Genomic DNA, 22,093 nt, shown 5'->3' with positions numbered 1-22,093 from the left:
AAGAATAATTAGGGAAGAGAAATGCACCAGCAAGAAAAGGGTTTGAAACGCGGGCTTTCAGCTCGACATATTCGCTTCATGGCACTCGGCTCGGCCATCGGCACCGGGTTGTTCTACGGTTCCGCCTCCGCCATCCAGATGGCCGGTCCTGCCGTGCTCCTGGCCTACCTGATCGGCGGCGCCGCCGTGTTCATGGTAATGCGCGCCCTCGGCGAGATGGCGGTGCACAACCCGGTGGCCGGCTCTTTTGGCCAATACGCCAGTACTTACCTGGGGCCTATGGCCGGCTTCATCCTCGGTTGGACCTACGCGTTTGAAATGATCATCGTCTGCCTCGCCGACGTCACCGCCTTCGGCATCTATATGGGCTTCTGGTTTCCGGAAGTTGCGCGCTGGGTCTGGGTGCTGGGCATCGTGTTTCTGATCGGCGGCCTGAACCTGTGCAACGTCAAAGTCTTTGGCGAGATGGAGTTCTGGCTGTCGCTGCTCAAGGTCGGCGCCATTGTCGCGATGATCCTCGGCGGCTTGGGCATCATGTTCTTGGGCATTCACTCGGCCGGTGAAACCCAGGCCAGTGGCCTGAGCAACCTCTGGGCCCATGGCGGTTTTATGCCTAACGGCGTCGGTGGCTTGATCGCTTCGTTCGCGGTGGTGATGTTTGCCTTCGGCGGCATTGAAATCATCGGCATCACCGCCGGTGAAGCCAAAGACCCGCAACGCGTGATCCCCAAGGCGATCAACGCCGTGCCGTTGCGCATCCTGTTGTTCTACGTGCTGACGTTGTTTGTATTGATGGCGATCTACCCATGGCCGCAGATCGGCAGCCAGGGCAGTCCGTTTGTGCAGATATTCAGCAACCTCGGCATCGGCTCGGCAGCGACCCTGCTCAATATCGTGGTGATTTCGGCGGCGGTATCGGCCATCAACAGTGACATCTTCGGCGCCGGTCGCATGATGTACGGCCTGGCCCAGCAAGGGCAGGCGCCCAAGGGGTTTGCCCGGTTGTCCCGGCAGGGCGTGCCATGGATGACCGTGGTGGTGATGGGCGCGGCGTTGCTCGGCGGTGTGGTGCTCAACTACCTGATCCCGGAAAACGTGTTCCTGCTGATCGCCTCGATTGCCACGTTTGCCACCGTGTGGGTGTGGCTGATGATCCTGTTCACCCAGGTGGCCATGCGCCGTTCCATGACCCGGGAGCAAGTGGCCGAGTTGAAATTTCCGGTGCCGTTCTGGCCCTATGCGCCGGCTGCGGCCATCGTCTTCATGCTGTTCGTGTTTGGCGTGCTGGGGTACTTCCCGGACACCCAGGCCGCTTTGCTGGTCGGGGCTGTATGGATCGTGTTGTTGGTGGTGGCTTACCTGCTGTGGGTCAAGCCCGCTGCCGGACAAGCGGCCAAGGTCCATTACGAGTCGGTTCTGTCTCATCGTTAACTTAGGGAGGCGTTGATGAAAATGCTTTGGCAACACTGCCACGTCGCAACCATGGCTCATGGCAAGTACTCGATCATCGAGGATGCCGCCATGGTCACCGCAGGTTCGCTCATCGAGTGGATCGGCCCCCGCAGCCAGGCGCCGACGGCGGACTACGCCCAGGTGCATGACCTGCAAGGCGCGTGGGTTACCCCCGGGCTGATCGACTGCCACACCCACACGGTGTTCGGCGGCAATCGAAGCGGCGAATTCGAGCAGCGCCTGGAAGGCGTCAGCTATGCCGAAATCGCGGCCAAGGGTGGCGGTATTGCTAGCACCGTGCGCGCCACCCGTGCCGCCACCGAAGACGAACTGTTCGAAAGCAGCCGCAAGCGCCTGTGCAGTTTGTTGCGTGACGGCGTGACCACGGTAGAGATCAAGTCCGGTTACGGCCTGGACCTGATCAACGAACGCAAGATGCTGCGGGTTGCGCGGCGCCTCGGCGAAGCTCTCCCGGTCAGCGTGCGTGCGACATGCCTGGCTGCCCACGCATTGCCGCCGGAATACAAGGATCGTGCCGACGCTTACATCGAACACATCTGTACCGAGATGCTGCCCGCCCTGGCAGCCGAAGGACTGGTGGATGCGGTGGATGCCTTCTGCGAATACCTGGCGTTTTCCCCGGAGCAGGTGGAGCGTGTCTTCCAAGTCGCCCAGCAACTGGGCCTGCCGGTGAAGCTGCACGCCGAGCAACTGTCATCGTTGCATGGCTCCAGCCTGGCGGCGCGCTATCACGCGTTGTCGGCGGACCATCTGGAATTCATGACCGAAGCCGACGCCATCGCCATGGCCGCCTCCGGCACCGTCGCCGTCTTGCTGCCGGGCGCGTTCTACTTCCTGCGCGAAACCCAACTGCCGCCAATGGACGCCCTGCGCAAGCACGGGGTGAAGATCGCCATCGCCAGCGACCTCAACCCCGGCACTTCGCCGGCGCTGTCGGTGCGCCTGATGCTGAACATGGCCTGCACCCTGTTCCGCATGACCCCGGAAGAAGCCCTGGCCGGCGCCACCCAACATGCGGCCACCGCCCTGGGGATGGGGGACACCCATGGTTCGCTGGAAGTGGGCAAGGTTGCGGATTTTGTCGCATGGCAGATCGATCGTCCCGCCGATCTGGCCTACTGGCTGGGCGGGGAGTTGGATAAACGCGTTGTGCGCCATGGCGTCGACGTCACTGTTTGAGGAGTGTTGTTGTGGATAAGGTTCTGACATTCAAGCAAGGCCGCGTGCCCCTGTTGATCAGCATGCCCCACGCCGGTGTGCGCCTGACGCCGGCCGTCGAAGCCGGTTTGATCCCCGAGGCGCAAAGCCTGCCGGACACCGACTGGCACATCCCTACGTTGTATGACTTTGCCGAAGAACTGGGCGCCAGCACCCTGGCGGCCGAGTACTCGCGGTTTGTGATCGACCTTAACCGCCCGTCTGACGATAAGCCGTTGTATGTCGGTGCAACCACCGGCCTGTACCCGGCGACCTTGTTCGACGGCGTGCCGTTGTTCCGTGAAGGGCTGGAACCTGACGAGAGCGAGCGCGCCAGCTACCTGCAAAAGGTCTGGGGGCCGTATCACCGCACGCTGCAAGAGGAGCTGGCACGGCTCAAGGCCGAGTTCGGCTATGCCTTGCTGTTCGATGCGCACTCGATCCGTTCGGTCATCCCGCACCTGTTCGACGGGAAATTGCCGGACTTCAACCTCGGCACGTTCAACGGCGCCGCCTGCGACCCGGAGTTGGCCAGTCAGCTCGAGGCTATCTGCGCCAGCCATCCGCAGTACACCCATGTGCTGAACGGGCGCTTCAAGGGTGGGCATATCACCCGGCACTACGGTAACCCGGCCCAGGACATCCATGCCGTGCAACTGGAATTGGGGCAGTGCACTTATATGGAAGAGTTCGAACCGTTCCGTTATCGCGCGGACCTGGCCGAGCCGACACGCGTGGTGTTGAAGCAGTTGCTGGAGGCGTTTTTGGCCTGGGGGCAAAAGCGCTACGGCTGAACTGTCATCGGGAGCAATGCCCCTAGCTGTGTGAACCCGATCAAAGGTGGGAGGGGGCTTGCCCCCGATGACGCGTGTACAGTCGCCACAGTGCAACTGTCGGTCGCCACCGTTCGTGTTGGGCGCATCCCTGCTGGGTAAGGTTGTTGAATAAAAACAGCCGAGTGAGCCCGCATCCATGAAAAAACTGTTGTTGTCCCTCACGGGCGCCGTGCTGCTCAGCGCGAATGCCATGGCCGCCGAGCCAAGTTCCTGCAAAAACATCCGTATGGGCGTGGTCAGCTGGACCGATGTGATCGCCACCTCCGGCATGGCCGACGTATTGCTCAACGGCCTGGGCTACGACAGCAAGCAGACCAGCGCCGTGCAGCAGATCATCTTTGCCGGGATTCGCGACAAGCGCCTGGATATCTTCCTGGGTTACTGGAAGCCGGCGATGGACAACAACATCGCGCCGTTCCTGGCGGCCAAGCAGGTCAAGGTCTTCGACAAACCCAGCCTCGCCGACGCCCAGGCGACCCTGGCCGTGCCGCAATACGTTGCGGATGCGGGCCTGAAAACCTTCGCCGATATCACCCGCTTCAAGGACAAGCTGGGCGGCAAGATCTATGGCATCGAGCCCGGCAGCGGGGCCAACACCGATATCCAGAAAATGATCGACACCGACCACTTCGGCCTCGGCGGTTTCAAGCTGGTCGCTTCGGGGGAGGCCGGCATGCTGGCGGCGGTGCAGCGCGCAGTGAATCGCAAGGAGTTCGTGGTGTTTGTGGGTTGGACCCCGCACCCGATGAACATCAATATGAAGATGACCTACCTTACCGGCAGTGACGATGTGTTTGGCCCTGACGAAGGCCGCGCCACGGTCTCCACCGTCACCGCGCCGGACTTCGCCGAGCGCTGCCCCAATGCGAACCGGCTGCTGGAAAACCTGACTTTCACTGCCGCCCAGGAAAGCCAGTTGATGGTACCGATCATGGAACGCCAGTCGCCCCAGGATGTGGCCAGGCAGTGGCTGCGTGATCACCCCGAGGATTTGCAGCGCTGGCTGGCCGGGGTCCAAGCGTTTGATGGCAGTGATGGCACGGCAGCGGTTCAGGCCAGCCTCAAGCCCTGAGGCAATCACAAATCCAAATGTGGGAGCAAGGTTGCTCCCACAGTTTGATCTTCATTGCTAAGGATATGCGCGCATGTATCCAATTTCTCCGCAGCTTGCTGCTTTCATCGCCAAAACCGAATCTTTCACCAGTGACGACTCATCCCTGGCCAGTTTGCGCCAGAACTACGACCGCATGTGCCAGGCATTCACCCCGCCAAAACCAGCGGGCTTGCAGGTCGGTGACTTCACCCTGGCCGGCGTGCGCGTGCGCAGTTATCTGCCGACTGCGTCCACTCCACCTGATGGCTGGCCATGTCTTTTTTATATACATGGCGGTGGCTGGGTAGTCGGTGGGTTGGATTCCCATGATTTCATCTGCTTCGAACTGGCCAGCACGCTGCAAGTGCTGGTCATCGCCATCGACTACCGCTTGGCGCCGGAGCATCCGTTCCCGGCAGCTTATGACGATTGCCGCGACGTGTGGCAGGCGGTCCAGGCAGGGCAGGCGCCCCACGCTATCAACCTGCAACGTCTGGTGGTGATCGGCGACAGTGCCGGCGGCAACCTGGCAGCGGCGTTGTGCCAGGGTCTGCGGGATGCTGGCCAAGCGTTGCCCAAGGCTCAGGTGCTGATTTACCCAGGCTTGGGTGGCCCGGCCGATTTGCCGTCGCGTCGTGATTGCAGGGACGCGCCGCTGCTCAGTACCGACGACACCGATTATTACGCGCGGCTTTACCTGCAAGGTGCAGGCAAGCCATCGGCTTATGCCATGCCGCTGTTGGCCGAGGACTTGCGCCGTTTGCCCAGCGCCCTGGTCGTGGTGGCCCAATTCGACCCGCTACGCGACGACGGCATGTTGTATGCCGAGCGCTTGCAAGCGGCGGGTGTCAATGCCGTGCTGTACCCGGGCAAAGGTTTGATCCATGGCTGTTTGCGCGCACGCGGCCAAGTGCCGGAGGTGGATCGGCTGTATGACTATCTGCTGCAGTTCCTGAGGAGCGAAGTGCTGACACAGGTCTAATTGCTCAAGGACATGCTCATTGCACAATTCGGGTTTATGATGCCAGACGGCAAAATAATAGACGTCCCCCCAGGGATGAACCCGACACCCTACGGAGCGCGCAATGCAGACTTGGTACCCGCAGATCAAACCCTACGCCCGGCACGATCTGGCTGTCGATGACGTCCACACGCTGTATGTCGATGAAAGTGGCTCTCCCGAAGGCTTGCCGGTTATTTTCATCCATGGTGGCCCCGGTGCCGGTTGCGACGCCAACAGCCGCTGCTACTTTGATCCGAACCTGTACCGCATCGTCACCTTCGACCAGCGCGGCTGCGGGCGCTCCACTCCTCGCGCCAACCTGGAAAACAACACCACCTGGGATCTGGTCGCCGATATGGAGCGCATCCGCGAACACCTGGGCATCGATAAATGGGTGCTGTTCGGTGGCTCCTGGGGCTCGACCCTGGCCCTGGCCTACGCGCAAACCCACCCGGAGCGCGTGCATGGCCTGATCGTGCGCGGCATTTTCCTGGCTCGTCCCAAGGACATCCACTGGTTTTACCAGGAGGGCGCCAGCCGCATGTTCCCGGATTACTGGCAGGATTACCTCGCGCCTATCCCGCAGGATGAACGCCACGATCTGCTCGGCGCCTACCACAAGCGGCTGACCGGCAACGACCAGATCGCCCAGATGCACGCGGCCAAGGCGTGGTCGACCTGGGAAGGGCGCATGCTGGGCTTGTGCCCCAACCCTGCGCAGGTGGAGCGGTTTGCCGAGCCGCAGCGTGCGCTGTCCATCGCTCGCATCGAGTGCCATTACTTCACTAACAACTCATTCCTCGAGCCCGACCAGCTGATTCGCGACATGCACAAGATCGCCCATCTGCCTGGCGTAATCATCCATGGCCGCTACGATATGATCTGCCCACTGGATAACGCCTGGGAACTGCATCAGGCGTGGCCCAACAGTGAGCTGCAGGTTATTCGCGAGGCTGGCCATGCCGCATCCGAACCCGGCATCACCGATGCTTTGGTGCGTGCCACCGGGGAAATGGCCCGCAACCTGCTTGACTTGCCGCCTGAAGAAGCATGAAGGGCTTGTTGCAACGGGTGCGCGGCGCCCGGGTCGAGGTGGCGGGCGATGTCGTAGGGGCGATCGACCAGGGTTTACTGGTGCTGGTCGCCGTCGAGCCTTCAGATACGCCCGAGAGCGCCGACAAACTTTTGCACAAGCTGCTTAACTATCGAGTGTTCAGCGATGATGAGGGCAAGATGAACTTGTCTTTGAAGGACATCGACGGTGGTTTGCTGCTGGTGTCGCAATTCACCCTGGCAGCGGATACCAAGAGCGGGCTGCGGCCGAGCTTCTCCACGGCGGCCCCTCCGGCGCTGGGAGCGGCGCTTTTTGAACACTTGCTGTTACAAGCGCAACAATTGCATGGCAAGGTAGCGTCAGGGCGTTTTGGCGCTGATATGCAGGTGCATTTGGTCAATGATGGCCCTGTGACCTTCCTCTTACAGACATGAATGTATTAAAAACGACTTTAATGCCTAAAAACGCAGGGTTTCACTACAAATACTTCGTTGTCCCTGATGCGTTGTTTCGCGGGCTACTAGATAATCGCGCGCTACGGGGATCAGCGTTGTTTGGTCCATTTTTGACTTAGGTAGAGACTTGTCCGATAGCCTTTTGGGGAATCATTTTGACCCAGGGGAGTCGGAACAATGCTCGCCAACCTGGCATATAGATAGCTGGCCGTTGGTTTTTTGATCTGTTTTCGGCGAGGGTTGCTCGTGATTGTTAGTCCCTGTAATGCACCAAAATTGTCTGCCAAACGGTTACGAAACGCACTGGTGACGGGCTCTGCCCTGTTTTGCCTGTTCGGCGCGGGTCAACTGTGGGCATTCAGTCTGGATGATGTGTCGGCCAAGGCAAAAGAGCTGGCCGGGCAAAAATACGAAGCTCCGCGCAGCAATTTGCCAAACGAATTCCGCGAAATGAAATTCGCTGACTACCAGAAGATTCGTTTCCGCAACGAAAAAGCCGAGTGGGCTGATCAGAACACCCCGTTCAAACTGTCCTTCTATCACCAGGGTATGCATTTCGATACACCGGTGAAAATCAACGAAGTGACCGCCGACAGCGTCCAGGAAATCAAGTACGACCCGACTCGTTTCGATTTCGGCGACGTGAAGTTTGACCCTAAAGCCACCGAACAGCTGGGTTATGCCGGTTTCCGTGTGCTGTACCCGATCAACAAGGCCGACAAGCAAGACGAAATCATGACCATGCTGGGCGCGAGCTATTTCCGCGTTGTCGGCAAGGGTCAGACGTATGGCTTGTCCGCCCGTGGCATGGCGATCGACACTGCCTTGCCGTCCGGCGAGGAGTTCCCGCGTTTCACCGAGTTCTGGATCGAGCGTCCGAAACCGGGCGAGAAACAACTGGTGATCTTTGCCTTGCTCGACTCTCCACGGGCCACCGGCGCGTATCGCCTGACCCTGCGTCCGGGCGCCGACACCATTGTCGACGTCAAGTCCCAGATGTTCCTGCGCGACAAGGTCAGCAAGCTGGGCGTTGCCCCGCTGACCAGCATGTACCTGTTCGGCGCCAACCAGCCGTCCAAGGTGCTCAACTACCGTCGTGAGCTGCACGACTCCAGCGGCCTGTCGATCCATGCCGGTAACGGCGAGTGGATCTGGCGCCCGCTGAACAACCCTAAACACCTGTCGGTCAGCAGCTTCGCCGTGGAAAACCCGAAAGGTTTCGGCCTGCTGCAACGCGGTCGCGACTTCAGCCACTACGAAGACCTGGACGACAACTACGACAAGCGCCCAAGCGCCTGGATCGAGCCCGAGGGCGACTGGGGCAAAGGCACCGTCAGCCTGGTGGAAATTCCGACCGCCGATGAAACCAACGACAACATCGTTGCCTTCTGGAGCCCGGAAAACCTGCCTGAAGTCGGCCAGCCGCTGGACGTTTCCTACCGCTTGCACTGGACCATGGACGAGAAAGCCCTGCACCCTAGCGATAGCGCCTGGGTCAAGCAGACCCTGCGTTCCACCGGTGACGTGAAGCAGTCGAACCTGATTCGCCAGCCCGACGGCAGCGTGGCCTACCTGGTGGACTTCGAGGGCCCGTCCCTCAAGGCACTGCCTGCGGACGCCCCGGTGCGCAGCCAGGTGAGTGTCGGCGACAACGCCGAACTGGTTGAAAACAGCGTGCGTTACAACGAGCACACCAAAGGCTGGCGCCTGACCCTGCGAATGAAGATCAAGGACGCAGGCAAGCCGACCGAAATGCGTGCGGCGCTGGTGCAAGATGTTCCTCCTCCGGCGCCTGAGCAGGACTCGAGCCACGTGCTCAAGGCCGACAAGGTCCTGGCCAAGCAGCACGAGAAACAGGCCAAGAAAGACGCCAAGGATGCGAAAGACAAGGAAGCCAAACAGCCCGAAGCTGCCCCTGCCACCCCAGAGCCGGCCAAGACCGAACAAGTCCTGACCGAGACCTGGAGCTACCAGTTGCCTGCCGATGAGTAATTCACAAGCCAAACCAGAAACTCTGTCCGAGTACCTGGCGCATCTCCCGTTGACTGCCGAGCAGCGCGCCGAACTGGCGGGCTGCACCTCCTTCAGCGAATTGCACGAACGCCTGTCGTCGAAGACGTTCGACGCACCGACCGACGCCGCCCAGGCGTCGGTTGGCACGCGCTTGACCCTCAGTACCGCCGAGGAACTGCAAGACGCCGAAATGCTCGCGCTCGACGCCAGCGGCCGGGTCAGCCTGAAGGCCACGCCGCCGATCCGTCGGACCAAGGTGGTGCCTGAGCCATGGCGTACCAACATCCTGGTACGTGGCTGGCGCCGCTTGACCGGTCGCACCAACCCACCCAAGCCGCCGAAAGACGAGCGTGTATTGCCCGCTGCGCGCTGGCGTACCGTCGGTTCGATCCGCCGCTATATCCTGCTGATCTTGATGCTTGGCCAGACCATCGTGGCCGGCTGGTACATGAAGGGCATCATGCCGTACCAGGGCTGGTCGCTGGTCGACTTCGACGAGATCCGCAACCAGACCCTGCTGCAAACCGCCACGCAGGTACTGCCTTACGCTCTGCAAACCAGCATTCTGATCATGTTCGGGATCTTGTTCTGCTGGGTCTCGGCGGGTTTCTGGACTGCGCTGATGGGCTTCCTGGAACTGCTTACGGGGCACGATAAATACCGCATCTCCGGTAAAAGTGCCGGTGACGAGCCGATTCCGAAGGACGCCCGTACCGCGCTGGTCATGCCGATCTGCAACGAAGACGTGCCCCGGGTATTTGCCGGTTTGCGCGCTACCTTCGAGTCGGTGGCCGCCACGGGCGACCTGGACCGCTTCGATTTCTTCGTGCTCAGCGACAGTAACGACGCCGATATCTGCATCGCCGAACAACAGGCCTGGCTGGACGTGTGCCGCGAAGCCGGTGGCTTCGGCAAGATCTTCTACCGCCGCCGTCGCCGCCGCGTTAAGCGTAAAAGCGGCAACCTCGACGACTTCTGCCGTCGCTGGGGCGGTGACTACAAGTACATGGTGGTGCTCGACGCCGACAGCGTGATGAGCGGCGAATGTCTGACCAGCCTGGTACGCCTGATGGAAGCCACGCCGGACGCGGGGATTATCCAGACCGCGCCGCGTGCGTCGGGCATGGACACGCTGTATGCGCGCATGCAGCAGTTCGCCACCCGCGTGTACGGCCCGTTGTTTACTGCCGGCCTGCACTTCTGGCAGTTGGGTGAATCCCACTATTGGGGCCACAACGCAATCATCCGCATGAAGCCGTTCATCGAGCACTGCGCCTTGGCGCCGTTGCCAGGCAAAGGCGCATTCGCCGGTGCGATTCTGTCCCACGACTTCGTCGAAGCTGCGCTGATGCGTCGTGCCGGCTGGGGCGTGTGGATCGCCTACGATTTGCCGGGCAGCTACGAAGAACTGCCGCCCAACCTGCTGGATGAACTCAAGCGTGACCGTCGCTGGTGCCACGGCAACCTGATGAACTTCCGCCTGTTCCTGGTCAAGGGCATGCACCCGGTGCACCGTGCGGTGTTCCTCACCGGCGTGATGTCCTACCTGTCGGCGCCGTTGTGGTTCTTCTTCCTGGTGTTGTCGACCGCGCTGCTGGCGGTCAATACCCTGATGGAGCCGCAGTACTTCATGGCGCCGCGCCAGTTGTACCCGCTGTGGCCGCAATGGCATCCGGACAAGGCGGTGGCGCTGTTCTCCACCACCATCGTGCTGCTGTTCCTGCCTAAACTGCTGAGCATCATCCTGATCTGGGCCAAGGGCGCGAAAGAGTTCGGTGGCAAGTTCAAGGTGACGCTGTCGATGCTGCTGGAGATGCTGTTCTCCATGCTGCTGGCGCCGGTGCGGATGATCTTCCACACCCGCTTCGTACTGGCCGCGTTCCTCGGTTGGGCTGCGACCTGGAATTCGCCGCAACGTGACGACGATTCCACGCCATGGAGCGAGGCGGTCAAGCGCCACGGTCCGCAAACCGTGCTGGGCTTTTTGTGGGCATTGTTAGTGGTGTGGTTGAATCCAAGCTTCCTGTGGTGGCTGATCCCGATCGTCGGCTCGCTGATGTTGTCGATCCCGGTGTCGGTGATCTCCAGCCGGGTCAAGTTGGGCCTCAAGTCCCGCGACGAGAGCCTGTTCCTGATCCCCGAGGAGTACAACCCGCCGCAAGCGCTGTTGTCGACCGAGCAGTACACCCACGAAAACCGTTGGCACGCCCTGCATGACGGGTTTGTGCGCTCGGTGGTCGACCCGCAGCAGAACGCCCTGGCCTGCGCCCTGGCGACTTCGCGCCACCGTCAGGCGGAGCCGATCGAGCACCTGCGTGCCGAGCGGGTGCGTCATGCGTTGAAAGTCGGCCCGGCCGCCCTCAACAACGCTGAACGCCTGGCCCTGCTCAGCGATCCGGTAGCCCTGGCCCGCCTGCACCAGCAGGTCTGGAGTGAAGGTCACGCCGAATGGCTGGGCGCCTGGCGTGCCTCGATCAAGGCTGATCCGCACGCGCCGTTGCTGCCGCTGCAACCGCTGTCGTCCCAGGCCCAACCGGCCTGATTCAGACGCCCCCGAAGGCTCACTTCGGGGGCGCTTGAAACGCTGGTCCTACGGCGTTTCGTGTCTCTTCCTTTTTGTTCTAACTCCTTGTTATTTCGAAACAAAAGACCTCGATTCGAGGCGTATTGCCGTGCCTGTGGCTGGGGTAGCATCGCCCCCCAGATTTGACTTGCCACGGGGGTATTCATGTTCAAGAGGTACGGTTCAGTATGGCTGATCGGCGTTGTCGCAGGCATCTACGCAGGTTGGTTGAATGCCGGTGCCCTCGATGATGCGGTTCGACGGGGAGTGCTGAAGGTCGGCACGACGCCCACCTACATCCCCTTTGAAATGACGGATAAGCAGGGGCGCATCGTCGGCTTCGAGATCGACCTGCTGCAGACCATGAGCCGTGCATTGGGGGTCGAGCTCGAGTTGGTGGCGGTACCCTATACCGAGTTGCTGCCTGGCCTGATGACCAAGCAGTTTGACCTGATCGGCAGTGGCATGACGGTGACCCAGGAGCGCAACCTGAAACTGAATTTCAGCGACTCCTTTATCGTGGTCGGCCAAACCATCCTGCTGCACCCAAGCCTGGCCGGTAGGGTTTCCAGTATTGAAGACCTGGACAGTGCCGAGTACCGCGTCGCCGCCACTGCAGGTACCACCGGGCTGGCGGCGGCGCAGCGCTTTCTGGGCGCGGCGCGCCTGAGCAGTTTCGCAACCCCTGAAGAAGGTGTGCGTCAGGTCGTGGAGGGCAAGGCGGATGCCTTTGTGCACGATGCGCCCTACAACCTGATTGCAATGACCCGCCCCGAGAACAGTGCGTTGCTGGTGCTCGAACAACCCTTCACCTTCGAACCGCTGGCCTTCGGCCTGAAGAAGGGCGACTACGATAGCCTCAACTGGATCAACCACTTCCTCAATCAGGTGGCCCAGGACGGGACCTATGATCGCCTGCACGACAAGTGGTTCAAGGACACTGCCTGGATGGCGGAAATCGACTGAAAGTCATAACTGTTTACACATAACCCAATGGACGAGTGACGAGGGCAATGTGTCTACGCCCATGCTTCGCTGCACCCATGTGGGGCATTTCCGACATACGCCGATAACATTTACCCGTGAAACCTTTGTGACGGGCAACGAGTGGGTTAGGATCGCACCCCGAAATGGTGCAGCCCTTTTGCGCGCCGCTCTTATAAGAACCGTCCAGGGGACTTGATGATGAAAAAGTATCTTTCGATGCTGATGCTCGGCGTCACGGCGTGGGTCGCCGCCACTGCGGCCCAGGCCGGTGCCATCGATGATGCGGTCAAGCGCGGCACGCTCAAAGTCGGCATGGACCCGACCTACATGCCGTTCGAAATGACAGACAAGCGCGGTGAAATCATCGGCTTCGAAGTCGACATCCTCAAGGCGCTGGCCAAGTCCATGGGCGTCAAGCTGGAACTGGTCTCCACCGGTTATGACGGGATCATCCCGGCGTTCCTGACCGGTAAATTCGACATGATCGGCAGCGGCATGACCCTGACCCAGGAACGTAACCTGCGCCTGAACTTCAGCGAACCCTTCATCGTCGTCGGCCAGACCCTGCTGATACGTAAAGACCTGGAAGGCACCATCAAGTCCTACAAAGACCTGAACGACGAGAAGTTCCGCCTGACCTCCAAGCTCGGCACCACCGGTGAGATGGTCGCCAAAAAACTGATTTCCAAAGCCAAATACCATGGCTATGACAATGAACAGGAAGGTGTACTGGACGTGGTCAACGGCAAGGCCGATGCCTTTGTGTATGACGCGCCTTACAACGTGGTCGCCGAGAAAAAAGTCGGTAACGGCAAGCTGGTGTTCCTGGAAGAACCGTTCACGTTCGAACCCTTGGCGTTCGGTTTGAAGAAAGGCGATTACGACAGCCTCAACTACATCAACAACTTCCTGCACCAGATCCGCAACGACGGCACCTACGATCGTATCCATGACAAGTGGTTCAAGAGCTCCGAGTGGCTCAAGGACATGGAATAAGGCTTAAGACCGAGTCGCGTCCTTCGCGAGCAAGCCCGCTCCCACATTTGACCGAGTTCCAGCATGAGCATGCGGTCGAGTGTGGGAGCGGGCTTGCTCGCGAAGGCGGTCTCACAGGCGACACATATCCCGGAAAGTGAAATGAAACAGAAAAAAGCCCAATGGCCCTGGCACCTGCTGACCGTGGTCGTGCTGGTCGGCCTGGCTGGCGCCTTGTACTACGCCACTTCGCTGATGTCCTACGAGTGGCGCTGGAACCGCGTACCGCAGTACTTCGCCTACCAGGCCGAGACCTCCCAGCGTGCCGCCGATATCTCCACCGTCGTTGAACTGGTGCGCAAGGGCGATGTGGCTGAAGTCACCCTGCGCAACGACGCCGGTGTGGAGCAGAAGCTGAGCGTGGCCGACAACAGCCTGCAAGTGGCACGTGGCGATGACGTAGCCGAAGGCGATGTGGTCGGCGTGACCCGCCATTGGGCGTTGGGGCCGCTGATGTGGGGCTTGTGGACCACCTTGTGGTTATCGGTGGTCTCCGGGGTGCTTGGGTTGGCGATCGGCTTGGCGACCGGCTTGTGCCGTCTCTCCAGCAACCCGACGTTGCGTGATCTGTCGACGATCTATGTCGAACTGGTACGCGGCACGCCGTTGTTGGTGCAGATCTTCATTTTCTATTTCTTCATTGGCACCGTGCTCAACCTGTCCCGGGAGTTCGCCGGGGTGGCTGCGTTATCACTGTTTACCGGCGCCTATGTGGCGGAAATCGTTCGTGCGGGTGTGCAATCCATTGCCCGCGGTCAGAACGAAGCTGCGCGCTCCCTGGGGTTGAGTGTCAGCCAGTCGATGCGGCATGTGGTATTGCCGCAAGCCTTCAAGCGCGTGTTGCCGCCCCTGGCCGGGCAGTTTATCAGCCTGGTGAAGGACACCTCGCTGGTGTCGGTGATTGCGATTACCGAATTGCTCAAAAGCGGCCGGGAGGTGATCACCACCTCGTTCTCGCCATTTGAAATCCTGTTCTGTGTGGCAGGCTTGTACCTGCTGATCAACCTGCCGCTGTCGAAAATGGCCAGCCGGCTTGAGCGGAGGCTCGCGCAAAGTGATTGAAGTCCGCGATCTGGTAAAAGTCTTCGATACCCGTGGCCAGGTCGTGCGCGCGGTGGACCACGTGACCACCCAAGTGGCCAAGGGCGAAGTGCTGGTGGTGATCGGCCCGTCGGGCTCCGGCAAGTCCACCTTCCTGCGCTGTCTCAATGGCCTGGAAACGTTCGATTCGGGCTCGGTGAGCATCGACGGCCTGCAGCTGGCTGATCCGAAAACCGATGTGAACGCCTATCGCCGTGAAGTCGGCATGGTGTTCCAGCACTTCAACCTGTTCCCTCATATGACCGTGCTGGAAAACCTCTGCCTGGCGCAAAAAGTCGTACGCAAGCGCGCCAAGAAAGAGCGCGAGGCCAAGGCCCTGGCACTGCTGGAAAAAGTCGGTATTGCGCAAAAGGCCAACGAGTTTCCATCACGGTTGTCCGGCGGCCAACAGCAGCGCGTCGCAATTGCTCGCGCCCTGGCGATGGAGCCCAAGGTGATGTTGTTCGATGAGCCCACTTCGGCGCTTGACCCGGAAATGGTCGGTGAAGTGCTCGACGTGATGAAGACCCTGGCCCTGGAAGGCATGACCATGGTCTGCGTCACCCACGAGATGGGGTTTGCCCGCGAAGTCGCCGACCGCGTGCTGTTCTTCGATCACGGCAAGTTGCTCGAAGACGCGTCCCCGGCCGAGTTCTTCGATGCCCCCAAAGACCCGCGGGCCCAAGCGTTTTTACGCCAGGTCCTGTAAGCGTCAGAGCCTGAATTTGCCAATCAGCGTCTGCAAATCCAGGCTCAGCCGCGTCAACTGAACACTGGCGGCCGCCGTTTCCTCGCTGGCGGTCGCCGTCTGTTCCGATACATCCCGCACCTTCAACACACTGCGATTGATCTCCTCGGCCACCGCGCTTTGCTGCTCGGCGGCGGCGGCAATCTGCGGGTTCATGTCCTGGATGATCGATACCGTGCGCGCAATCGCCGCCAATGCTTGACCGGCATCGCGGGTCAGGCCGACGCTGGTGTCGGTCAGGTTTCGGCTGCTGTCCAGAATCTGCGCCACCTGCTCGGTGCCCTTGTTCAGGTCCAGAATCAGCCCTTCGATCTCTTCCGCCGATTCCTGGGTGCGTTGCGCCAGGCTGCGTACCTCATCGGCGACCACGGCAAACCCTTCTCCGGCACTCCCGGCGCGCGCCGCTTCGATGGCGGCGTTCAACGCCAGCAGGTTGGTTTGCTGGGACACGGATTTGATCACATCCAGCACGCTGCCGATTTTCTGGCTCTCCTGCTGCAAGGCGAGCATGGCGCGACTGGACAATGCCATTTCACTCGCCAGGTGACCAATCTGCTCCACCGCCTGCGCGACCACCTGTTCTCCGGCGCTGGCCTGTTGGTCTGCTTCCTGGGCGGCGGCCGACGCCTGTTCGGCGTGTCGCGAGACTTCCTGGGCGGTCGCGAGCATTTCATTCATGGCCGTGGCCACCTGGTCGGTTTCGTCTTTCTGGTTGTTCACGCCCGTGCGGGTTTGCAAGGTGACGGCGGACAATTGGGTGGCCGCACTGGCGATCTGCCGGGCACTGTCGCCGATGCGGCTGATCAGGTTGCGCAGGTTGCGGGTCATTTGCCCGATGCTCTGTTGCAATTGGCCCAGTTCATCATGGCGATCAGTCTGGGGGGCTTGGCTCAGGTCGCCGTCGGCGACGCGATGGGCAGCGGTGAGGATTGCGCGTAGCGGTATGGCAATCTGCCGGGCGATCCACCACGCGGCCAGGCCGCCGAGCAGCAAGGCCGCCACGGTGACGCTGATCAGCAGGAAACGTGTGTGGCTCGCGGCGTCATCACCCTGGGCGTTCTGGCCTTCAATCAGCGCAAGGTTTTGCTCGCGCAGCTGGTTGAGTTGCTGTTCAAAGCGGTTTTGCACGGTTTCAGTGTTGAGCTGCGCGTCCTTGAGCCGGGTGAGCTGCTCGCGATAGGTGGCCAGGTCGGTTTTGAGCTGCGCCGAGTCGACAGGCAAGGTGGTGACTGCGGCCTGGGCGACTTCCAGCGCGTCGAGCGTCTTGGCAATGGCCTCGGCGTAGGCTTGCAACGATTGTGCGGCCCATGCCGGGCTTTGCACGCGCTCCTCGGCCTGCTCCATGGCCTGGCGCAACTGCTCGATGGCGCCATGGGCGTTGCCGTCTTCTGGGTCGGGTAATGCGCCGGCGAGCTGGACGAGCGTCTCACTGGCTTGCAGCGCCGTTCTTTTGAGCGCGGGCCGAATGCTCTCGCGTTGCTCGATCAAGGGCGGCAATTGCACCAGGGCGGCCTTGAAATCCGCGACCCAGCGCGTTGCCTCCTGCAAGCGCTGCAGGTCGGCGGGGTCTTTCAAGCGGCTTGAAAGGTCGGCCAGGTGTGCGTCGATTTGTTCGATGCTCGTGGCCATCTTGGCCAGGCTGTCGGCGTCCGTCAGGGTGCGGTAAACGATACGATCAGCGCGCATGGCTTCTGTGTCGACGGCCAATCGCCCTAGCACCGTCAGGCTGCTGGTGTGATACAGCGCGGTGTTCAAGGCTTGCCAGCCGGTCATGGCGATCAGGAGACTGAGGATCAGCACTTGGCCGAATCCCAGGATGAGCTTGAGACGGACGCTGGCATTGACCAGCACGTGGGTCAGCCGAGAAAACATGATGAGCCTCCAATCAGAAAAAGCGTTCGGTTAAAACGCTAAAACGATTCGAGGTGTTGGCGGGCTGATAACTACGTAGGACGTTTCACAAATTGCGGCGGCCTTGATCGACCGCCGCAGCAAAGGGTCAGACGCGGAAGCGCCCGACCAAGGTCTGCAAGTAGATCCCAAGGCGCGCCAGTTCTGCGCTGGAGGTGGCGGTCTCTTCACTGGCCGACGACGTTTGCTCCGACACGTCGCGCACATTCAGCACACTACGGTTGATCTCTTCGGCGACGGCGCTCTGTTGCTCGGCGGCGGTAGCGATCTGCGAGTTCATCGCCTGGATGGTCGAGACCGTGCGGGTGATGCTCGCCAACGCACTGCCGGCGCGACGGGTCAGTTCGACGCTGCTGTCGGTCAGGCCACGGCTGTTGTCCAGGATAGTGGCCACCTGCTGGGTGCCGCTTTGCAGGCCGACGATCAGTTCTTCGATCTCTTCGGTGGATTTCTGGGTGCGTTGGGCCAGGCTGCGCACTTCATCGGCCACCACCGCGAAACCGCGTCCGGCTTCACCAGCGCGCGCCGCTTCAATTGCCGCGTTCAGCGCCAACAGGTTGGTTTGCTGGGCGACCGACTTGATCACGTCGAGCACGCTGCCGATCTTGTCGCTTTCGCGTTTCAGGTCGCCCATGGCGGTAGTGGAGTGGCCGACTTCGGTGGCCAGGCGCTCGATCTGGTCGATGGCTTCACTGACCACCTTGTCACCTTCACGCGCCTGTTGGTCGGCCGCCACGGCGGCTTCGGACGCTTCCTCGGCGTTGCGCGCCACCTCCTGCACGGTGGCAGCCATTTCGTTCATGGCGGTGGCCACCTGGTCGGTTTCGACTTTCTGGCTGTTGACCCCGGCGCTGGTTTGTTCGGTCACGGCCGACAGTTGTTCGGCGGCGCTGGCGATTTGCGTGACGCCGTCGCTGATGCCGCCGATCAGTTCACGCAGGCCCACGGTCATGCTTTGCATGGCGCGTTGCAACTGGCCCAGTTCATCCTGGCGCATCGAGTCCAGGTTGTGGCTCAGGTCGCCCGAGGCTACGCGCTCTGCGACTTTAAGCGTCTGGTTCAGTGGGATGACGATTTGGCGGGTGATGGCCATGGCGGCGATGATGCCGAAGATCAGCGCCAGCACGGTGGCCAGCAGTAACAGCTGTTTGGCCTGTACGACGTCAGCGTCACGCACTGCCGTTTGCGAGGTGGTGAGCTTTTCGCTATGGCCCAACAGGATATCGCCTTGGGCCTTCATGGTCGCCATGGCCGCCGCGCTGGCAACCTGGGCGTCGCGATACTGGCTGACGGCAGCGCGATAGGCTTGCAGCGACACGCCTGCTTCTTGCAGGTTGGCCTGATACGGCTCCGGCAATTGGCCTTGCAGTTGGTTGATTTTTTTCAGGGCGTTGTCGATGGCATCCAGGGCCGGCTGTTCGGCCTCGGTCTTGCCGCTGTAGGTGTAGCCGCGAACCTGGAAGCGCGATTGCTGGATCAGCTTGCTCAAGTCCACCACGCTATTGAACTGGGTGACGCTGTCGCCTTGCAGCAGGGCTTTTTCGATTTCATTGATCTTGGCCACGGCGTTGTCAGCGGTGTCGCCCAATTGGCTGCGGGCGCCTTCACGCTTCAGACCGGCCTGGACCATGGCGGCGAAGGCTTTTTTGTATTGATTCAGGGCCTCCAGTTGCTGCTCGACCAGCGCCTTGTCGTTAGGCTGTTCGATCAGATCCAGAGCGGTTTTCAGGCCGCTGTCCAACTGCGTGAGCAAGCCATTGACCGCATCCGTACCTTGTTCACCACGACGCATCTCGAAGTCCAGGCGTGCCAGCCGCAGGTCTTTGGTCAGGCTGTTGAGGCTGGAAATAAAGCCAAGTTTGTCGCCACGGCTGGTCACGTTGCTCAGGCCGGTCCAGCCGGTGAAGGTGATCAGTAGCGTCAGGATCAACACCAAGCCGAAGCCTACGCCCAGCTTGCGATTGACGCTCACATTCCCCAGTTTTTCGGCTAACCAACGATACATGCTGCGATCTCCTTTGGAACAAGGCTTGGACTTATTCAAAGGCTATCGGCCGGCCGGGCTATACCTGTAGGAAAACTGGAGTTTGTAGTGAGCGTTGTTAGAACAGGCGGGCGAGCAGAGCGGTGACCGCCGTTTCGACGCGCAGGATACGTGCGCCGAGTTGCACCGGTTGCAAGCCGGCCTGGGTCAGCAAGTCCACTTCATAGGGAATCCAGCCGCCCTCGGGGCCGATGGCCAGCGTCACCGGCTCATCCAACCCGCGCGGGCAGGCCGGGTAATCGCCGGGGTGGCCGATCAGGCCCAGGGTGCCTGCGGTCATGGCGGGCAAGCGGTCTTCAACGAACGGCTTGAAGCGCTTTTCGATAATGATCTCGGGCAACACCGTATCCCGCGCCTGTTCCAGCCCCAGGATCAATTGCTCACGGATCGCTTCAGGTTCCAGGAACGGCGTCTGCCAGAAGCTTTTCTCTACGCGGTAGCTGTTGACCAGCACGACCTTCGGCACGCCCATGGCGGCCACGGTTTGCAGCACCCTGCGCAGCATTTTCGGGCGCGGCAGGGCCAGCAGCAGGGTCAGGGGCAGTTTGGCCGGCGGGGGCTGGTCGAAGCTGACTTGCAGCTCGGCCTCGCGGGTTTCCAGGCGCAACAGCCGGGCGTTGCCCATCAGGCCGCCAATGCGCCCCACGCGCAGGCTGTCGCCCACCGCAGCGCGGTGGACTTCCTGCATATGCACCAGGCGCCGATCACGCAGCACTACCCGGTCGGCCGCGATAAAGTCGGCCTCTTCCAGCAACAGCAGGTTCATGGCTGGGTGGCTGGCGGCTGGTCGTTGTCGACGGGCGGGTCATCCGGCTGGTCTTCGCGCTTGCTGATCAGGCTGCCGAACAGGATGCCGATCTCGAACAGCATCCACATGGGCACGGCCAGCAAGGTCTGGGAGAAGATGTCCGGCGGCGTGAGAATCATGCCGACCACGAAGCAGCCGATGATCACGTACGGGCGGATCTTCTTCAGGTATTTGACGTCGACCACGCCGATCCATACCAGCAGCACCACGGCCACCGGAATTTCGAAGGCCACGCCAAAGGCGAAGAACAGCGTCATCACGAAATCAAGGTAGCTGGTGATGTCGGTCATCATCTCCACGCCGGCCGGCGTGGCTGCGGCGAAGAATTTGAAGATCAGCGGGAACACCAGGAAATACGCGAACGCCATGCCGGTGTAGAACAACAGGATGCTCGACACCAGCAACGGAACGGCGATGCGCTTCTCATGCTTGTACAGGCCCGGCGCGATGAAGCCCCAGATCTGGTGCAGGATCACCGGGATCGCAAGGAACAACGACACCATCATGGTCAGCTTCAATGGCGTGAGGAACGGCGACGACACATCGGTGGCGATCATCGTTGCTCCAGCCGGCAGGTACTGGCGCAGAGGCGTGGAGACGAAGGTGTAGATTTGCTGGGTAAAGGCGAACAGCCCGGCAAAGATGATGAAAATGGCCGCTACACAACGCAGCAGGCGGGTGCGCAACTCGGTGAGGTGCGAGACCAGCGGCATGTGCTGGTCGTTTTCCGGTTTATCAGCGCTCATGGGGCTCGCGGCGGCAATGTAGGGTCATGGGGCGCGGGCGACGCAACGGGCGTCGGCGCAGGCTCGGTTGGCGCGGCGGGCGTGGCTTGTGCAACGGGTGCGGGCGCGATGCTGTTCGGGGCCGCAGGCTCCTCCGGCTTGGCCGGCTCCTGTACCGGCGACAGGATTTTCCGGGCTTCCTGCTCCAACGACAGAATGTGTTCGTTGTGCAGTTGGCGGCGGATCTCGTCGGCGCCGATTTCCCGTTCAACTTCCTGTTTGATGGCGTTGAAACTGCGTTTCAGGCGCCCGATCCACAGGCCGGCCGTGCGTGCGGCACCGGGCAGGCGCTCAGGCCCCAATACCAGTAACGCCACGAGGCCGACGAGTAGCAGTTCAGAGAAGCTGATACCAAACATTAGTCAGTGCTCACGAGTCTTTGCGGGTCGGCTCTTCGACTTTTTCAGCCTGCACGTCGAAGGTCCGACGCTCGGTGATCGGCTGGGTGGCCTGCGGATGTACCGGCTGGGCCGGCGGCACCGGAGTGGCGACCGGGTCGGTCGGTTTTTCGTCGTCGTTCATGGCTTTGCGAAAGCCCTTGATCGACTCGCCCACGTCGGTGCCCAGGTTCTTGAGTTTCTTGGTGCCGAACACCAGTACCACCACCACCAGAATGACGATCCAGTGTTTCCAGTCAAAAATGCCCATGCTGCAATTCCTCTGTGAAAGTTATTCAGGCGGACGGGCGCGAGGCCTTTTCGACGTGCCCGGACAAGCCGAAGCGACGGTCCAGTTCATCCAGTACGGCCTGCGGATGCTGCCCCAGTTGGGCGAGCATGACCAGGCTATGGAACCACAAGTCGGCGGTTTCATAGATTACATCGCTGTAATCACCGCTGATCTGCGCGTCCTTGGCGGCGATGATCGTTTCGATGGACTCCTCGCCGAGCTTCTCCAGGATCTTGTTCAATCCCTTGTGGTACAGGCTGGCGACATAGGAGCTGTCGGCATCCGCGCCCTTGCGGTCTTCCAGTACCTGGGCCACGCGGTTCAGGGTATCGCTCATGT

Annotated in this window: 19 protein-coding genes and 2 pseudogenes; 13 read left to right on the top strand and 8 right to left on the bottom strand. The window is 61.0% G+C overall.

Annotation, left to right across the window (positions count from 1 at the left end; translation table 11 throughout):
* Positions 1-21: 21 nt before the first annotated feature.
* From MJP36_RS00290 to MJP36_RS00230, 13 genes and pseudogenes are all read left to right on the top strand, one after another.
* Positions 22-1,431, top strand: coding sequence for an amino acid permease (locus tag MJP36_RS00290; protein ID WP_244384580.1), 1,410 nt, complete (start codon positions 22-24; stop codon positions 1,429-1,431).
* A 15-nt stretch (positions 1,432-1,446) separates the two neighbouring features.
* Positions 1,447-2,652: an imidazolonepropionase gene (hutI, locus tag MJP36_RS00285; protein WP_244384578.1), complete on the top strand. Its 1,206-nt coding sequence runs from the start codon at positions 1,447-1,449 to the stop codon at positions 2,650-2,652.
* A gap of 11 nt (positions 2,653-2,663) precedes the next feature.
* On the top strand, positions 2,664-3,464 hold the full coding sequence (hutG, locus tag MJP36_RS00280) for an N-formylglutamate deformylase (RefSeq protein WP_104995288.1): 801 nt from the start codon (positions 2,664-2,666) through the stop codon (positions 3,462-3,464).
* A gap of 178 nt (positions 3,465-3,642) precedes the next feature.
* Positions 3,643-4,578, top strand: coding sequence for a choline ABC transporter substrate-binding protein (locus MJP36_RS00275; RefSeq protein WP_090367333.1), 936 nt, complete (start codon positions 3,643-3,645; stop codon positions 4,576-4,578).
* A gap of 73 nt (positions 4,579-4,651) precedes the next feature.
* On the top strand, positions 4,652-5,581 hold the full coding sequence (locus MJP36_RS00270; protein ID WP_244384577.1) for an alpha/beta hydrolase: 930 nt from the start codon (positions 4,652-4,654) through the stop codon (positions 5,579-5,581).
* A gap of 103 nt (positions 5,582-5,684) precedes the next feature.
* Positions 5,685-6,656: a prolyl aminopeptidase gene (gene pip / locus MJP36_RS00265; protein ID WP_090367329.1), complete on the top strand. Its 972-nt coding sequence runs from the start codon at positions 5,685-5,687 to the stop codon at positions 6,654-6,656.
* Positions 6,653-7,090 (top strand): D-aminoacyl-tRNA deacylase, encoded by a 438-nt coding sequence (gene dtd, locus MJP36_RS00260; protein WP_060754575.1) that lies wholly within the window; start codon positions 6,653-6,655, stop codon positions 7,088-7,090. The genes pip and dtd overlap by 4 nt, the downstream gene beginning before the upstream one ends.
* 267 nt (positions 7,091-7,357) lie before the next feature.
* On the top strand, positions 7,358-9,103 hold the full coding sequence (locus MJP36_RS00255; RefSeq protein ID WP_090372265.1) for a glucan biosynthesis protein G: 1,746 nt from the start codon (positions 7,358-7,360) through the stop codon (positions 9,101-9,103).
* A pseudogene (mdoH, locus tag MJP36_RS00250) lies at positions 9,096-11,704 on the top strand (glucans biosynthesis glucosyltransferase MdoH). The gene MJP36_RS00255 and the pseudogene mdoH overlap by 8 nt, the downstream one beginning before the upstream one ends.
* A 148-nt stretch (positions 11,705-11,852) precedes the next feature.
* Positions 11,853-12,653, top strand: a complete 801-nt coding sequence (locus MJP36_RS00245) for a transporter substrate-binding domain-containing protein (protein ID WP_244384576.1) — start codon at positions 11,853-11,855, stop codon at positions 12,651-12,653.
* Positions 12,654-12,872: 219 nt separating this feature from the next.
* Positions 12,873-13,670 carry a transporter substrate-binding domain-containing protein gene (locus tag MJP36_RS00240; RefSeq protein WP_060754572.1) on the top strand — a complete coding sequence of 266 codons (798 nt, stop codon included), beginning with the start codon at positions 12,873-12,875 and terminating at the stop codon, positions 13,668-13,670.
* 141 nt (positions 13,671-13,811) lie between these two features.
* Positions 13,812-14,771, top strand: coding sequence for an amino acid ABC transporter permease (locus tag MJP36_RS00235; protein WP_060754571.1), 960 nt, complete (start codon positions 13,812-13,814; stop codon positions 14,769-14,771).
* Positions 14,764-15,498, top strand: coding sequence for an amino acid ABC transporter ATP-binding protein (locus tag MJP36_RS00230; RefSeq protein WP_060754570.1), 735 nt, complete (start codon positions 14,764-14,766; stop codon positions 15,496-15,498). The genes MJP36_RS00235 and MJP36_RS00230 overlap by 8 nt, the downstream gene beginning before the upstream one ends.
* A 3-nt stretch (positions 15,499-15,501) precedes the next feature.
* Here MJP36_RS00230 and MJP36_RS00225 read toward each other — a convergent pair whose 3' ends face one another.
* The 8 genes and pseudogenes from MJP36_RS00225 to MJP36_RS00195 all read right to left on the bottom strand — a co-directional run bounded on the left by MJP36_RS00225 (position 15,502) and on the right by MJP36_RS00195 (position 22,091).
* Entirely contained in the window at positions 15,502-17,409 is a 1,908-nt protein-coding gene (locus MJP36_RS00225; protein ID WP_244384575.1) for a methyl-accepting chemotaxis protein, read from the bottom strand.
* Positions 17,410-17,536: 127 nt separating this feature from the next.
* Positions 17,537-18,241, bottom strand: coding sequence for a methyl-accepting chemotaxis protein (locus MJP36_RS28000; protein ID WP_425226355.1), 705 nt, complete (start codon positions 18,239-18,241; stop codon positions 17,537-17,539).
* A gap of 201 nt (positions 18,242-18,442) precedes the next feature.
* Positions 18,443-19,453 (bottom strand): annotated as a pseudogene (locus MJP36_RS27995) (methyl-accepting chemotaxis protein); the annotation flags it as partial.
* Positions 19,454-19,550: 97 nt separating this feature from the next.
* Positions 19,551-20,258, bottom strand: a complete 708-nt coding sequence (locus tag MJP36_RS00215) for a 16S rRNA (uracil(1498)-N(3))-methyltransferase (protein WP_104995294.1) — start codon at positions 20,256-20,258, stop codon at positions 19,551-19,553.
* Complete coding sequence (gene tatC / locus MJP36_RS00210; protein ID WP_060754566.1) at positions 20,255-21,046, bottom strand: twin-arginine translocase subunit TatC; 792 nt, start codon at positions 21,044-21,046, stop codon at positions 20,255-20,257. Before tatC ends, MJP36_RS00215 begins: the two co-directional genes overlap by 4 nt.
* Positions 21,043-21,444: a Sec-independent protein translocase protein TatB gene (gene tatB, locus MJP36_RS00205; RefSeq protein ID WP_060754565.1), complete on the bottom strand. Its 402-nt coding sequence runs from the start codon at positions 21,442-21,444 to the stop codon at positions 21,043-21,045. The genes tatC and tatB overlap by 4 nt, the downstream gene beginning before the upstream one ends.
* Before the next feature lie 10 nt (positions 21,445-21,454).
* Positions 21,455-21,733: a twin-arginine translocase TatA/TatE family subunit gene (locus MJP36_RS00200; protein ID WP_244384574.1), complete on the bottom strand. Its 279-nt coding sequence runs from the start codon at positions 21,731-21,733 to the stop codon at positions 21,455-21,457.
* Positions 21,734-21,758: 25 nt separating this feature from the next.
* A complete protein-coding gene (locus MJP36_RS00195; RefSeq protein ID WP_090367314.1) occupies positions 21,759-22,091 on the bottom strand; it encodes a phosphoribosyl-ATP diphosphatase in 333 nt (110 codons plus the stop codon).
* Positions 22,092-22,093: the final 2 nt, after the last annotated feature.

Source organism: Pseudomonas palleroniana (genome assembly GCF_022836895.1).
GTDB classification, from domain to species: Bacteria; Pseudomonadota; Gammaproteobacteria; order Pseudomonadales; family Pseudomonadaceae; genus Aquipseudomonas; species Aquipseudomonas palleroniana.
The sequence above is the reverse complement of the archived record's forward strand: the minus strand, read 5'-3'. Positions and strand labels throughout refer to the sequence as shown.